The 14,333-nt window shown below is 54.7% G+C and carries 13 protein-coding genes and 1 other RNA gene; 9 read left to right on the top strand and 5 right to left on the bottom strand.

From position 1 onward, the window contains the following. Window positions 1–16 precede the first annotated feature (16 nt). Window positions 17–856: an agmatinase gene (gene speB, locus Ga0123462_RS02115; protein ID WP_100264782.1), complete on the bottom strand. Its 840-nt coding sequence runs from the start codon at window positions 854–856 to the stop codon at window positions 17–19. A 141-nt stretch (window positions 857–997) separates the two neighbouring features. On the opposite strand from speB, the gene Ga0123462_RS02110 reads away from it, so the two are divergent. The 4 genes from Ga0123462_RS02110 (at window position 998) to Ga0123462_RS02095 (ending at window position 5,502) form a co-directional block, all read left to right on the top strand. Further along, window positions 998–2,212 (top strand): saccharopine dehydrogenase family protein, encoded by a 1,215-nt coding sequence (locus Ga0123462_RS02110; RefSeq protein ID WP_100264781.1) that lies wholly within the window; start codon window positions 998–1,000, stop codon window positions 2,210–2,212. Between the two features lie 3 nt (window positions 2,213–2,215). Continuing rightward, on the top strand, window positions 2,216–3,349 hold the full coding sequence (gene nspC / locus Ga0123462_RS02105; RefSeq protein WP_100264780.1) for a carboxynorspermidine decarboxylase: 1,134 nt from the start codon (window positions 2,216–2,218) through the stop codon (window positions 3,347–3,349). Window positions 3,350–3,375: 26 nt separating this feature from the next. Continuing rightward, window positions 3,376–4,323 carry a DMT family transporter gene (locus Ga0123462_RS02100; RefSeq protein ID WP_232726522.1) on the top strand — a complete coding sequence of 316 codons (948 nt, stop codon included), beginning with the start codon at window positions 3,376–3,378 and terminating at the stop codon, window positions 4,321–4,323. A 141-nt stretch (window positions 4,324–4,464) separates the two neighbouring features. After that, window positions 4,465–5,502 carry a coproporphyrinogen III oxidase gene (locus Ga0123462_RS02095; RefSeq protein WP_100264778.1) on the top strand — a complete coding sequence of 346 codons (1,038 nt, stop codon included), beginning with the start codon at window positions 4,465–4,467 and terminating at the stop codon, window positions 5,500–5,502. A 337-nt stretch (window positions 5,503–5,839) separates the two neighbouring features. On the opposite strand, the gene Ga0123462_RS02090 is transcribed toward Ga0123462_RS02095, so the two are convergent. After that, entirely contained in the window at window positions 5,840–6,520 is a 681-nt protein-coding gene (locus tag Ga0123462_RS02090; RefSeq protein ID WP_100264777.1) for a tetratricopeptide repeat protein, read from the bottom strand. 221 nt (window positions 6,521–6,741) lie between these two features. On the opposite strand from Ga0123462_RS02090, the gene ssrS reads away from it, so the two are divergent. The 5 genes from ssrS (at window position 6,742) to Ga0123462_RS02070 (ending at window position 11,792) form a co-directional block, all read left to right on the top strand. Further along, a non-coding RNA gene (gene ssrS / locus Ga0123462_RS11680) (6S RNA) lies at window positions 6,742–6,907 on the top strand. A gap of 206 nt (window positions 6,908–7,113) precedes the next feature. Further along, on the top strand, window positions 7,114–8,034 hold the full coding sequence (gnd, locus tag Ga0123462_RS02085) for a phosphogluconate dehydrogenase (NAD(+)-dependent, decarboxylating) (RefSeq protein WP_100264776.1): 921 nt from the start codon (window positions 7,114–7,116) through the stop codon (window positions 8,032–8,034). A 1-nt stretch (window position 8,035) separates the two neighbouring features. Beyond that, a complete protein-coding gene (gene zwf / locus Ga0123462_RS02080) occupies window positions 8,036–9,550 on the top strand; it encodes a glucose-6-phosphate dehydrogenase (RefSeq protein ID WP_100264775.1) in 1,515 nt (504 codons plus the stop codon). Continuing rightward, the gene (gene pgl / locus Ga0123462_RS02075) at window positions 9,528–10,205 is read left to right on the top strand and encodes a 6-phosphogluconolactonase (RefSeq protein ID WP_100264774.1); all 678 of its coding nucleotides are present in this window, start codon (window positions 9,528–9,530) and stop codon (window positions 10,203–10,205) included. Before zwf ends, pgl begins: the two co-directional genes overlap by 23 nt. Before the next feature lie 87 nt (window positions 10,206–10,292). Then, window positions 10,293–11,792, top strand: coding sequence for a helicase HerA-like domain-containing protein (locus Ga0123462_RS02070; protein WP_100264773.1), 1,500 nt, complete (start codon window positions 10,293–10,295; stop codon window positions 11,790–11,792). A gap of 21 nt (window positions 11,793–11,813) precedes the next feature. Here the strand turns inward: Ga0123462_RS02070 and Ga0123462_RS02065 are convergent, their stop codons facing one another. The 3 genes from Ga0123462_RS02065 to Ga0123462_RS02060 form a co-directional block, all read right to left on the bottom strand. After that, window positions 11,814–12,593 (bottom strand): ZIP family metal transporter, encoded by a 780-nt coding sequence (locus Ga0123462_RS02065; RefSeq protein ID WP_100264772.1) that lies wholly within the window; start codon window positions 12,591–12,593, stop codon window positions 11,814–11,816. Window positions 12,594–12,669: 76 nt separating this feature from the next. After that, window positions 12,670–12,837, bottom strand: a complete 168-nt coding sequence (locus tag Ga0123462_RS11300; RefSeq protein WP_157821234.1) for a thioredoxin domain-containing protein — start codon at window positions 12,835–12,837, stop codon at window positions 12,670–12,672. A 62-nt stretch (window positions 12,838–12,899) separates the two neighbouring features. Continuing rightward, on the bottom strand, window positions 12,900–14,177 hold the full coding sequence (locus tag Ga0123462_RS02060) for a DEAD/DEAH box helicase (RefSeq protein ID WP_100264771.1): 1,278 nt from the start codon (window positions 14,175–14,177) through the stop codon (window positions 12,900–12,902). Between the last annotated feature and the right edge of the window lie 156 nt (window positions 14,178–14,333).

The following is a 14,333-nucleotide window of genomic DNA, read 5'->3' as shown; positions in this document are numbered from 1 at the left end:
TTCCTTATATCTGAAATTAAGCGATTGGAGATACCGCAAGCAGCATCTCACGCACAGCCTTGGCGGCCAGAACCGATGAGCAGCCCGATGTGTCCAGCTGCGGCGCCAGCTCCACGGCATCAAGAGCTACGATGTCGCACTCCATCATCGCCTTGATAAAGCGGTTAAATGTCCACCAGTCGATACCGCCCGGTTCAGGCGTGCCGGTGCCGGGAAAACAGGCCGGATCAAAAACATCAAGATCGATGGTGAGATAAACAGGGCGATCACCAATCCATGCGACCATCTCATCAAGATCATCATCGCGGAAAGTGGTCAGGGTACCAAACCCTTTCATCAACTCATATTCACGCTGGGTGCCTGACCGGATGCCGAGCTGACGAATATTTTCATCGCCGACTAGTTCCGAAACACGGCGCATTACACAGGCGTGTGAAAGCTCAATGCCAAGGTAATCATCGCGCTGATCGGCATGCGCATCGAGCTGCACCACGACAAGTTCGGGATACTTCTCAAACACCGCTTCAACGGCAGGCAGCGTTACCAGATGTTCACCGCCAAGCAGGAATGGAATCACATCGTCATTCAGGCACTCATCGACGGTTTCACGGATTATAGCGAGCACCGCTTCGGTGTTACCCATTGGCAACTCAAGATCACCGGCATCAGCATAGTGGACTGTCTCAAGATCGGCATCAAGATAGGGTGAATAGGTCTCCACACCATCGGAGGCGTCACGGATTGCCGCTGGCCCGAAACGGGCGCCGGGGCGAAATGATACGGTGCCATCAAACGGCGCACCGATGATACGAATATCATGCTCCTCTTTGAGGTCACGGTCGGTAAAATCAAACATGGCGACAGCATAATCGCATCCGCGCCTCCCGCATAGATGATTCATCGGGCTGGTCGAATACCAGCTACGGCATTAGCCTCGCTACCCGCCAGTCACCTCTTGCTGTGATTCGGCAATATATCAGGATACAGGTGTCTTATTATGAAAAGGGTTCTGATCATCGGCGCAGGTGGCGTCGGTCGCGTAGTCGCACATAAATGCGCCCAGAATGAAGATGTCTTCTCAGACATCTGGCTGGCCAGTCGCACCAAATCGAAGTGCGACCAGATCGCATCGGAAATCACCGAGAAAACCGGCCGAACAATCCAGACCGCAGCCGTCGATGCCGATAACGTGCCTGAACTGGTTGCGCTGATAAAGCAGATTCAGCCGTTCATGATTATCAACGTGGCACTCCCTTATCAGGATCTCACCATCATGGATGCCTGCCTTGAGACCGGCGTTCACTATCTCGATACCGCCAACTATGAACCGCTGGACGAGGCGAAGTTCGAGTACAGCTGGCAGTGGGCCTACCGCGATCGTTTTGAAAAGGCGGGGTTGATGGCACTGCTCGGCTCCGGCTTCGATCCGGGCGTAACCAATGTTTTCTGCGCCCATATGCAGAAACACCATTTTGACACACTGGATTACGTCGACATTCTCGACTGCAACGGTGGTGACCACGGCTATGCATTCGCCACCAATTTCAATCCGGAGATCAATATCCGAGAAGTGACCAGCAATGGCCGCTACTTCGAGAACGGCGAGTGGATTGAAACCAGGCCGATGCAGTACAAAAAACAGTTCGATTTCGATCAGGTCGGACCGAAGAACATGTATCTGCTCTATCACGAGGAGATGGAATCGCTCTCCGTCAACCTAAGAGGTGTTAAACGTATGCGCTTCTGGATGACCTTCGGCGATGCCTACCTCAAGCATCTCGAGGTATTCCGCAACATAGGCCTCGACTCCATTGAGCCGATCATGTTCGAAGGACGCGAGATTGTGCCTATTCAGTTTTTGAAAGCACTGCTGCCTGATCCTGCGAGCCTTGGACCACGCACCGTCGGTAAGACCAACATCGGCGTGATTGTGAAAGGCACCAAGGATGGCAAACCTCTCTCGCGCTATGTCTACAACATCTGCGACCACCAGGAGTGCTACAAAGAGACCAACGCACAGGCAGTCAGCTACACCACAGGTGTGCCGGCCATGATCGGCGCGATGATGATGTGTCAGGGCCACTGGATGAAAGCAGGTGTCTACAACATGGAGGAGTTCGACCCCGATCCGTTCATGGCTGCGCTGAATGAACATGGCCTGCCCTGGTCCGATATCGAAACAGATATCGACGTCGATTCTCTTCCAGAGTAAGCCATGTCATTTGACCTGAGTAAAGTCCCCTCCCCCTGCTATCTGCTGGAAGAGGAGATGCTGATCAGCAACCTTAAGGTTTTGAAACTGGTGCAGGAGCAGTCCGGTTGCAAGATCATCCTTGCCCTGAAGGGCTTTGCCATGTGGTCCACCTTCGAACTGATCAAACAGTACCTTCATGGCTGCACGGCAAGCTCGCTCTGGGAACTGAAGCTCTCCGACGAGAAGTTCGGTGCAGAAAACCACATCTATTCGGCAGCCTACCGTGAGGACGAGTTCGACGAGATCTGCTCAATGGCAGGCCACATTGTATTCAACTCTGTAAATCAGTGGCAACTCTTCGGCCCAAAGGCACTGGCGGCAGGCATCTCCTGCGGCATCCGTGTAAATCCGGGTATCAGTGAAGTTGCCACCGACCTTTACAACCCCTGCTTCTCGGGCTCTCGCCTCGGCGTACGCCCGGAACATCTGAAGGGGAAAGACCTTAGCGGTATCGAAGGGCTGCATGCGCATGCGCTCTGCGAGAACCTCGCCGACTCGTCGGTCGCCCTGATTGATGCCTTTGAAGCGAAGTTCGCCGATTACATCCCAAACCTTAAATGGGTGAATTTTGGCGGCGGCCATTTGATGACCCACAAAGATTACGATGTAAAAAAACTGGTTGAACGAATCAAGGCATTCAAAGAAAAATGGAGTGTCGAGGTCTATCTTGAGCCTGGAGGTGCGATCGGATGGCGTACAGGCCCGCTGATCACAAGCGTTCTCGATATCGTGCCCACTGACCAGTTGCCGGTAGCGATTCTCGATATCTCGGCCACTGCCCATATGCCCGATGTGCTGGAGATGCCCTACCGCCCCGCCATTAGCAGTGCTGGTGAGGCCAACGAGAAAGAACACACCTACCGTCTCGGCGGCACCTCCTGCCTGGCCGGTGACGTGATCGGTGACTACTCCTTTGATACGCCGCTTGAGATCGGTTCTCGTCTGATCTTTGAGGATATGATTCACTACACAATGGTGAAGACAACAATGTTCAATGGTGTGCGCCATCCGGACATCGGCATCTGGCGCAAAAACGGAGAATTTGAGCTGGTTCGCCGCTTCAGCTATGAGGATTTCCGCGACCGCCTCTCCTGATGCAGCCCCGTAGAGTAGGTCAGCAGGTGGCTCTGAACGTGGACCGCCATCTTCACCAGGGAACAGCATGGATTGGCTTTGCGCTGCTCTCATCCGCCAGCTTTGCGGTGATGGGTGCATGCGTGCGGGTGGTCAGCGAATCACTGCCGCAGAGCGAGGTGGTTTTTTTCCGTAATTTCATCGCCCTGTTAATCCTTCTCCCCCTGCTTGGTCGCAACAAGGCGTCTATGAAAACGGCCAAATTTCGATTGCACCTGCTTCGCGCCATATCCGGGCTGACAGCTATGTATCTCTACTTCTATGCACTGGCCCATCTGCATCTGGCCGATGCACTGTTGCTCAACTATACCTCGCCGATCTTTGTCGCTCTGTTTGCCGTGCTGTGGCTGAAAGAGGCATGGACAGCCAGCCGCCGCTGGGCACTGGGGCTGAGTCTGATCGGCATCATTTTGCTCTTTCACCCCTCGGCCAGCCTCTTTTCACTTGCCGGAGCGCTGGGACTTGCATCGGGCGCGCTGGCCGGGCTTGCCCTGACCACGGTGAAACAGCTCTCGAACAGCGATGATCCGGTAAGCATCGTTGTCTGGTTTGCGTTAATCTCATCAATTATTTCGGCTATCCCGCTCCTTTGGCACTTCCAGTCGCCGCATGGGACAGAGTGGATCTGGCTGCTTGCCGTCGGCCTGTTCGGAAGCCTTGGCCAGCTTGGACTGACATGGGCATACCAGCGTGCCCCAGCCACACAGGTTTCGCCTCTGGGTTACACAAGCCTGATCTTTGCCGGACTGATCGGCTTCTTGCTCTGGAATGAATTACCCGACCTGATCGGCTTTGCTGGCATTTTATTCATCACCGCCGCCGGCATCACCGTTGCCCGCGAACGACCCATTCCAGCACCTCAGCCACCGAGTGGTGTGCCGATTATTGAACAGCCATTGCATGCAAATCAGGGGGAGGAACGGCCGTCACAATAACAGGATGTTGTATTTTATTTCCTCGTGACTGAGCTGCCCCATAATATGGGTGGCAGATAAGGAAGGCACAATTGATCCATTGTTGAAGCATGGGCTTACGCCCCTCATAGTTCACAGCCATTCAGACACAAGGGAGTCGGCATGAAACGTACAGCTGCAAAATCTGAAAGTGCGACGTGTGCGCATAAACTGGTTTCATCACTGCAGACGCGGTTTGTGGAAGGACTGGAGAATCTGGCAACTGAGTTGGGCAGCACACAGCGCTTCTCGCCTGTCGAATGGTTCCGGGATGAAGGCATTCACGGCGGTGGCATCCGATATGAAACGGCGGACGGTGACCTGATCGGTCGCGGCTCTGTGAACGTATCGCAGGTGCACTACGATGACACCCCTGAGAAAAAACTCGGTTCAGCCAGTGCGATCTCCACCATCATCCATCCGGTGAATCCGCTTGCTCCATCTGTACATATCCATATCAGCTGGACCGAAATGAAAAACGGCGGCGGCTACTGGCGCATGATGGCCGACCTCAACCCATCCAATGAGAACAAGCAACACACGGCCCAGTTTTTCTCTGCCATGAAAAGTGCTGCTCCGGAGCAATACAATGAAGGCGTCGCACAGGGCGAACGCTATTTCTATATACCGGCACTCGGACGCCACCGTGGTGTCGCCCACTTTTATCTCGAAGAGTACAACTCAGGTGATGCCGATACTGATTATCATCTTGCCAAAGCAGTCGGCGAGGCAGCCATTGACACCTATGTCGATATTCTGGCGCAGGTACTGCGCAGCGGCGAGCAGGGCACAACAGCACAGCAGGAGATGCAACTTGCCTATCACACGCTCTACTTCTTCCAGGTGCTGACACTTGATCGCGGCACGACAACAGGGCTGCTGGTGCACGACCAGAATGACGTTGGCATTATGGGCTCATTGCCTGCCTACGTAGATCGAATGCTTCTCAAGTCGTGGGTGGATCGCATGCAGCCGCCCCAGCATCAGCTGCTCAATGCGCTGGTTGCATCCCTGCCCGAAGAAAACCCGGCACTTGTGGATGCGGAGGTTAAGCGGAAACTTGCCTCTGTGGTTCGCAATCACTACCGCGCCCATCCGGAAGCGATAAACATGCAGGCAAGCGGCAATGTCATCCCGCCAACGGTGAAGAACCACAGCTAACATTCGGGCAAAAATAAAGTCCAGGTCAGAAGCCACACGCCTGTTTTTGGCATCATGTTTGCTTTACTGTTTGGTAGTTAGTTCGTTGCACTGGTGTTGTGACTTATAAAGCTGGGCCGATGTATACTGAATGGGAGCTTATATACTCAGGTTGTGTGAATCCCTGAAGCGGGATACCTGATACCGGGATGCGGCGCCCCCCTTACTATAAAGGGTTCAGTATTTATAGGTCACAACACCAGTGTTATGACACATCCTCAAGGCCTGCCAGCCCCCCCCTCCCTTTCTGGCAGGCCTTTTCATTTCCTGCACATGATGTTTTTATAGATGGCAAATCCTATTGTGCATTTTGCTCAGAAATCTTGTTCTGGCGCTCAATCCAGCGGTTGCGTCTCTCGATATTCTCTTGGCTGTTCTGATGGTTCTTTAGTATCCGTTCCCGATGCCAGCTGGCGGGTTTTCCGCCCCACAGCTTCTCTTGCGGTTTAACGCCCTCTTTTTCAGCACCCTCTACTTCATCATCCGGCACCAGCTCGATACGGGCGAGGTTCAAGCGCGCAGGCTCGTAATCAGGTTCAAGCTTGAGCGCGTAATCGAAATGATCCCGCGCTGCAGGCAGATCTCCCCAGATCACCAGAGCAAGGCCCAGATCATTGTGGGCCGCTGCATTATCAGGACAATACTCAATCCCCTCCTCCATATATATGATCCGTTCATCTACATGGGGAGTACGCGTGGCTTTGTCAAAATAGCGGGCACCATGTTGACATTTCGGCCGATGATAGCGTACTTCGGAAGCATGGATCCGGTCATCCCTCTCCTTATCCAGAACAGCCCCGACAAGACTACCCAGCACGCCACCCTGAATACCGCCTTCGAAAACCCGATCACTCTGAGTAATATCAGTCGAGTTGCTAACAACGCTGCTCGACGGCTCTTTTTTGACTGAATGCTCCTGATGTGAAGCTGCACAACCGGATAGAACAAGAGTCGCGGCAATCAATACAAATCCATTCATACCCACCTCCTGAATAGCTCTAGCTTACTCAGAAGACCCTCTCCGACAAGAGGCATGCAGACAATCGGCACCAACTGTCAAAAATTCTCTCTCACCAAAGGAATTTCTGACGTTTGAACAAGGGTTGAAATAACAACTCGAGTTAAAAAATACTTAAGAACAGGGAGATATCCACGATTAAGGACTCTGGTATCAAATATGCTATAGGGTTATAACAGTTCGTTGCACTGGCGTGGTGGTTTGTAATTCTGGGCCGATGCGTACTGAACGGGAGCCTATAGAACCAGGTTGTGTGAATCCCGCCCCTAAGGGATACCTAATGCCGGTATGCGGCACCCACCTCGTAAATAGGGTTCAGTAGCTACAGGCCACCACACTGGTGCAACGACAAGTTTTCCTCGAAGGCCTGCCAGCCCCCCTCCCTCTGGCAGGCCTTTTTGTTTCTCCAGCCCATTCAATGCTTCATCCATGATAGCCATCAGCGCGGATGTATTCTTTGATCTGGCTTTCTCAGAAGGTTGGCCTACATTCTGCTATCATGAGTTATGAACAGGTCACTCAGCTACCTGTAGATCAACCGATGGAGAAAAAGTATGCAACTGGCAATGGTGGGTATGGGCCGCATGGGCGGCAACATGGCAAGAAGACTGGCCCTCGGAGGACACCGGGTGGTCGCCTTCGACGTCGATTTTGAGACGACTAAAGCGATTGCGGCCGAACATCACGAGATTCATCCTGTTGCTGACTTGGCAGCACTGGTTGCTGCGATGCCTGCTCCGCGCGCTATCTGGATCATGGTGCCTCATCAGGTTGTTGATGCCACCATCGCCGCCCTGCTCGATGCGGGGCTTGAGTCGGGTGACCTGATCATCGATGGCGGCAACTCCAACTACCGGGAGGGCCAGCACCGCGCCTGCAAACTGGCAGAGAGCGACATCCACTTTGCCGATTGCGGAACCTCCGGTGGCATTTGGGGACTTAAGAACGGCTACAGCCTGATGATCGGCGGAAAGAGCGAAGCGATCGAGCTGATCGCGCCCGCACTCACCACCCTTGCCGCGAATGATGGCAAGGGGTGGGCCCACGTAGGCCCGGTCGGTTCCGGCCACTTCGTCAAAATGGTTCATAACGGCATTGAATACGGCATGATGCAGGCCTTCGCAGAGGGATTCGAGCTGATGCAGGCAAAGTCTGAGTTTGCGCTCGACATGCACCAGATTGCCCGCGTCTGGCAGAAGGGCTCTGTGGTCAGCTCATGGCTTCTCGACCTCACCGCAGATGCGCTGGAGCAGGACAAAGGCCTCTCCTCCCTGTCCGATTACATGGACGATTCAGGTGAGGGACGCTGGACCGTCAACGAGTCGGTGGATCTCGGCGTACCGACGCCGGTTTTGACACTGGCGCTGCAGATGCGATTCCGCAGCCGCCAGCAGGACGCCTACTCCGGAAAAATCGTCAACGCCATGCGTGCAGGTTTCGGCGGCCACGCCATTAAGCCTGCCGGGAAGGCTTGAGATGAACGACGCAACGCAACCTGAACCGTGCAATATCGTCATCTTCGGTGCTGGCGGCGACCTCTCCAAACGCAAACTCCTGCCAGCGCTGGCGCGCATGCAGCGATGGAACTTGATCGCTCCTGAATCACGTATAATCGGCATACTGCGCGAGGGCACATGGAATCTCGACACGTGGAAAGCTTATGTGCGGCAATCACTGGAGGAGTTCCGCTCAGATAACGTAAATGATGAAGAGAGCTGGGGGCATATCTCTCAGATGCTTGAATTGACCATCGGCGACCTTGGCGAGGCTGAGATGTATCAGCGCCTGCGCCAGACGCTGAAGAGCGCCAACGGCAAAACCAACGTGCTCTTCTATCTCGCCATTCCTCCGGATTGGTACGAGGCCACCGTCAGCAACCTGCATGCGGAGGGTTTACTGGACGAGAGTGATGGCTTCCGCCGCATCGTCATCGAAAAGCCTTTCGGTAATGACCTGAACAGTGCACGCGAACTTAACCGTAGAATTGGCGAGTATGCCGGAGAGTCGCAGATCTACCGCATCGACCACTACCTCGGCAAGGAGGGAGTACAGAACCTGATGGTATTCCGCTTTGCCAATACCGTCTTCGAACCGCTGTGGAACCGAAACTATATCGACCACGTACAAATATCAGTTTCCGAGAGTCTTGGCGTGGAGTATCGGGCCGGCTACTATGAAAAGGCGGGGGCACTGGTCGACATGATCCAGAGCCACCTGATTCAGGTGATGACGCTGGTGGCAATGGAGTCGCCGATCTCCCTCGAAGGCAATGCCGTGCGCGATGAAAAGGTAAAAATACTCAAATCAGTGCGCCCGATCCCTGTGGAACGCGTCAACGAATTCGCCGTTCGCGCCCAGTACGCCGGTGGAACGAGGGACGGCAAACGTATCCTCGCCTACCGGGATGAAGAGGGGGTAGACCCTTCATCGACCATCGACACCTTTGCCGCCGTCAAACTCTATATCGATAACTGGCGCTGGCAGGATGTACCGTTTCTGCTGCGTACGGGTAAGCGACTGCCTGAGCGCGTCTCCGAAATCACTATCCGCTTCAAGCAGCCGCCAAAGAACCTCTTCTCTGTTACACAGCAGCATCTGCCGCAGAACGAACTGATTTTCAGGCTGCATCCGGAGGAGGGGATGATTTACCTGCTCAATGCGAAACTTCCTGGGCTCAACGACAAGCTGCGCGAACTCGCACTCGATGCCCCCTATGCAGTAAGTGGCGCCGACTCGCCCGAAGCCTACGAAACGTTACTGCACGATGTGCTGCTCGGGCAGAGTGCCCTCTTCTCTCGCGCCGATGAAGTGGAGGAGTCATGGCGCATCGTGGCCCCAATCATGGAGGCATGGAAAGAGAGGCGAGGCCTTCACTTCTACGAGGCAAACACGTGGGATATTCCAGGTATGGAAGAGTTAATGGAGGACTGCGTCGGTTGCTGGCGCGACCTCTCAGCGACACACCAGCATGGATATACGCCGATCTCTTAACTCACAATCACTGGCTGAGGATGCGGCACGTTATATTGCTGAGCGCATCCGAAAGGTGATTGCGAAGAAGGGGAGCTGCCATCTGTCACTGGCTGGTGGCGGGACGCCGAAAACAACTTATGAATTACTGCGTCAGCAGCCGATTGACTGGAGTCGTCTTCATATATGGTTCGGGGACGAGCGCTGTCTTCCGGTCGGTGACAGCGAGCGCAATGATACGATGGTACGACTTGCTCTTCTCAATCACATCCCGCTGCCAGATAATCATGTTCATCCAATCCCTGCTGAGCGTGGGGCAACGGCAGCGGCAGCAGCATACACAAAGGAGCTGAGCGACATTGCCGGGCTCGATATCATACTGTTGGGAATGGGCGAGGATGGACACACCGCCAGCCTCTTTCCTGAGAATGTCGCACTGGAGCTGAGTGAAGCGGCTGTGCCTGTTTTCGATGCGCCAAAACCTCCTGCTGAACGCGTATCATTAAGTCTGAATTTCATCCGTCGGGCGGAAGAGCGCATTATTCTGCTATCCGGTGCTGGTAAGCGTGAAATATTGAGCCGGATTATCGGCGGTGAAAGGTTTCCAGCCAGCGAGGTCGGCACGGCCACCTGGTTTGTGGATGCGGCCGCATCTCCAGACTGTAGAGACTGCTGACCAGCACCCCTCAGCCTGCCGGCTCTTTCCGTCATAGCGATTATCAACTACGCTACACTCGTTTACTGGTTGTTGAAGGAGGGTTTCATGAGCGAAGCACCCCAACTCCTGATAGGAGGAGCCTGCGGGCAGCAGGTCAAACTCGATGCTGGCATGGCCAACCGCCACGGCCTCATCGCAGGCGCCACCGGCACCGGAAAAACAGTCACCCTGCAATCGCTAGCCGAAGGCTTTTCACGTATCGGAGTACCGGTATTTATGGCCGACATCAAGGGGGACCTCTCCGGTATTTCGCAGGCAGGAAAACCGCACAAGGAGGTTGACCGGCGCATCCGTGAAATTGCCATCGACGGCTACAGTCAGCGCGGCAATCCGGTACTGTTCTGGGACATCTTCGGTCGCTCCGGACACCCGGTTCGCACCACCATCTCAGATATGGGGCCCCTGCTGCTCTCTAACCTTCTCGACCTCAATGACACGCAGAGCGGTCTCCTCTATGCCGCTTTCCGCATTGCCGATGATCAGGGGTTGCTCCTGCTCGACCTGAAAGATCTGCGATCCATGCTCTCCTGGATGAGTGAAAATGCTAAAGAGCTGAAATCTGACTATGGCAATATCTCATCCGCCAGCATCGGATCCATTCAGCGTGGCCTGCTGGTGCTCGAAGAGCAGGGGGCGGAACACTTTTTCGGCGAACCCGCCCTGAGACTCTCGGACCTGATGATAACGGACTTCTCGGGATTTGGCGTGATAAGCCTGCTCGATGTCACTGAACTGATCGCCAAATCACCCAAGCTTTATGCCACCTTCCTGCTCTGGCTACTGGCAGAGCTGTATGAAAATCTGCCGGAGGTCGGTGATGCCGACAGGCCGAAGATGGTTCTTTTCTTTGACGAGGCACATCTGCTGTTTGATGGCGCACCTGATGTGTTGCTGGACAAGGTTGAGCAGGTTGTACGCCTGATCCGCTCCAAGGGTGTCGGCGTCTATTTCGTAACCCAAAGCCCTCTCGATATTCCTGAAAGCGTACTGGGCCAGCTTGGCATGCGCATCCAGCATGCTCTGCGCGCCTTCACGCCGAAAGACAAGAAAGCGGTAAAAACAATCGCCGGAACCTTCCGGACGAATCCGGAACTCGATACCGAAGCCGTGATTTCCCAGCTTGGGACCGGCGAAGCACTGGTATCCACGCTTGATGCAACAGGCGCGCCCACCCAGGTTGAACGCATCCTGATTGCCCCGCCACAGTCACGCATCGGCCCCGCCAGCATTGATGAACGCAGTGCCATGATATCGCGCTCCCCACTGGCCGGACGATATGAGGAGATGATCGACCGGGAGTCCGCCCATGAGCTCCTGAAAGCCCGCGCAGAAGATGAAGCAAGAAGGGAAAGTGCAGCCAAAGCTGAACAGCAGCAGATATGGCAGGAACCGGCAGCACCAAAACGCCCGGCCGGAAGACCGCGTGACTCCATGGGGGAAGCCATCATGAAATCGGCAGCCCGTTCAGTCAGTTCGGCGATTGGTGGAGCGATCGGCCGTAAGCTGGTACGAGGCCTGCTCGGCTCCTTGCTCGGCGGCAGGTAAATTTTGGTTTCTGCTTTGTATTCAAGCGAGCGTGGCGTCGAGGTACATCATACAGGCAAAACCGATAATCAGACTGAATGTGGCGATCGACTCAAAGCCGCGGCGATGCGTCTCGGGAATGATTTCATCACTGATAATAAACAGCATCGCTCCTGCTGAAAAAGCCAGCGCCAATGGCATAACAGGCCCGGCCAGTGAAACGGCCAGACTGCCGAACAGACCACCTACGGGTTCTGCCAAACCAGTCAACGCAGCAACCATAAACCCCTGCATGCGACTGTAACCTATGGCAATCATGGCCACGGCTACGGCCAGTCCTTCAGGAATGTTCTGAATACCAATGCCAGTTGCCAGAGAGGTTCCATTGGCAATGTCGCCATTGGCAAACCCGGACCCTACAGCCATCCCTTCCGGAAAGTTGTGCAGTGCAATAGCGATAACAAAGAGCCAGATACGTTTGAAAGCTTTTGCATCCGGGCCCTCATGCCCTGAAAGGAAGTGCTCATGCGGAAGATGGCGGTGTAAATAGAAAAGCACGGCAGCGCCGGCCAGAAAGCCGATGATCACGACAGCCACTGCCAGCCCTTTACTCTCAAACTGCAGCTCACCATATTCGATGGCAGGCAGAAGCAGGGAAAAGAAGGAGGCTGCAAGCATGATGCCAGCAGCAAAACTGAGTAACGCGTCCTCAAGTTTTGGTGAAAGCTGCCTCACAAAATAAACACCGGCTGCTCCAACCGCAGTCATTAATCCTGCAACCAGGCTGCCAAAAAAACCTAACCAGACGATGTCCATGTCCATAGCACACCTCCGGGACAGGCATTAACATTACCATATCCCAGAGCCACTCTTCAGACAACAGTTTGAACACCGCCAGCTAGACGGAGTCTGCTGTCACCTGGCCTTCAGCCCGCTCCGCCACCTGCTCCAGTGTGGCGCGGTGAATAAAGCGGTCTCCCACCCGAATGGCAGGGGCATGAGGGCAGAGGCTCTGGCAATCCAGATCCTCCACCTCAAACCCCTGCTGCCTCAGCTCTTCAGCCATATCCCTGCTTCCGAAATCACTGCAGCGGGGGCCATAGCAAACGCCAATAGCAGACTTGCAACTCATGTGGCCTTCTTTGCTGCCCGCTCACGCCGGCCCGGGCGACGGCCACGGGTGCTGTGCGGCTTGCGTGGTGAAGAAGGATCGTGCCTGCGATGGTCCGGCCTTCTGCGCTGTGGTGCAGGGGTTGCCGTCTCTTCTTCGTTGCCCGGTTCAAAACCGGGAACAACCACCTTCGTAATCGATTTTTTGATCAGCCGCTCAATGCCGGCAAGCAGCTTATTCTCATCACCGGAAACCAGCGAAAGAGATTCACCACTGCAGCCGGCACGACCGGTGCGGCCGATGCGGTGCACATAATCCTCGGCCACATTGGGAAGTTCATAATTCACCACATGCGGCAATTGATCGATATCGAGCCCGCGGGCGGCAATATCGGTCGCAACCAGCACGCGGATGTTGCCATCCTTGAAAGCTGCCAGCGCCTTGGTGCGTGCGGTCTGGCTCTTGTTGCCATGAATCGCGGCAGCCTGAATGCCGTCACTCTCCAGCTGTGTGGTAAGGCGATTGGCTCCATGCTTGGTTTTGGTAAACACCAGCACCTGCTTCCAATCCCCTTCTTTGATCAGGTGGGAGAGCAGCGCACGCTTTTTGCTCTTGCTGACCGGATGCACCACCTGCGTAACCTGGTGTGCGGTTTCATTGCGTGCCACCTCGACATAAACAGGTGAGCGAAGAAATCCGTTGGCAAGCTGCTTAATCTCATCGGAGAAGGTTGCCGAGAAGAGGAGGTTCTGACGCTGTTTTGGTAACAGCTTCAACACCTTGCGGATATCATGGATGAAGCCCATATCCAGCATACGGTCAGCTTCATCGAGCACGAAGAATTCAACATGCCCAAGATCAGCCTTCCCCTGCCCTACGAGATCAAGCAAACGACCGGGGGTGGCGACAAGGATATCAACGCCACGCTTGAGTTTCTCAATCTGCGGATTGACACCAACGCCACCGAACACGACGGTGGATTTGAGCGGCAGATGCCTGCCATAGGTGGCAATACTCTCGCCCACCTGCGCAGCCAGTTCACGTGTCGGTGTCAGAACAAGGGCGCGGATTACATGCCTCTTATGGCGCTCGGGATGCACTTTCTGCATCAGCTGCAACATCGGCAGCGTAAAGCCGGCGGTTTTTCCGGTGCCGGTCTGAGCGCCAGCCAGAATATCGTGGCCCTGCAGCACGACAGGGATAGATTTTTCCTGTACGGGGGTCGGGGTGGTATACCCCTCATTGGCCACAGCGCGAAGAAGTTCGGCTGAAAGGCCCAGTTGTTCAAATGTCATTAAGTTATATTTCCGTAGCACCCGGACTGAAGATTCACTGAATGTGTTGGGTGCGTGATTTATTTTCCGATTTGCCGGACATCAGTGACTGGCCGGGCAGATGAATTGAGGTGAGCCTCTCTTCAGGAGGGCGCACCCTGCGCATATTTTTCGAAA

It is taken from the genome of Mariprofundus ferrinatatus (genome assembly GCF_002795825.1).
GTDB lineage: Bacteria > Pseudomonadota > Zetaproteobacteria > Mariprofundales > Mariprofundaceae > Mariprofundus > Mariprofundus ferrinatatus.
Note: the sequence above shows the minus strand (reverse complement) of the source record. Positions and strands in the feature narration are given on the sequence as shown.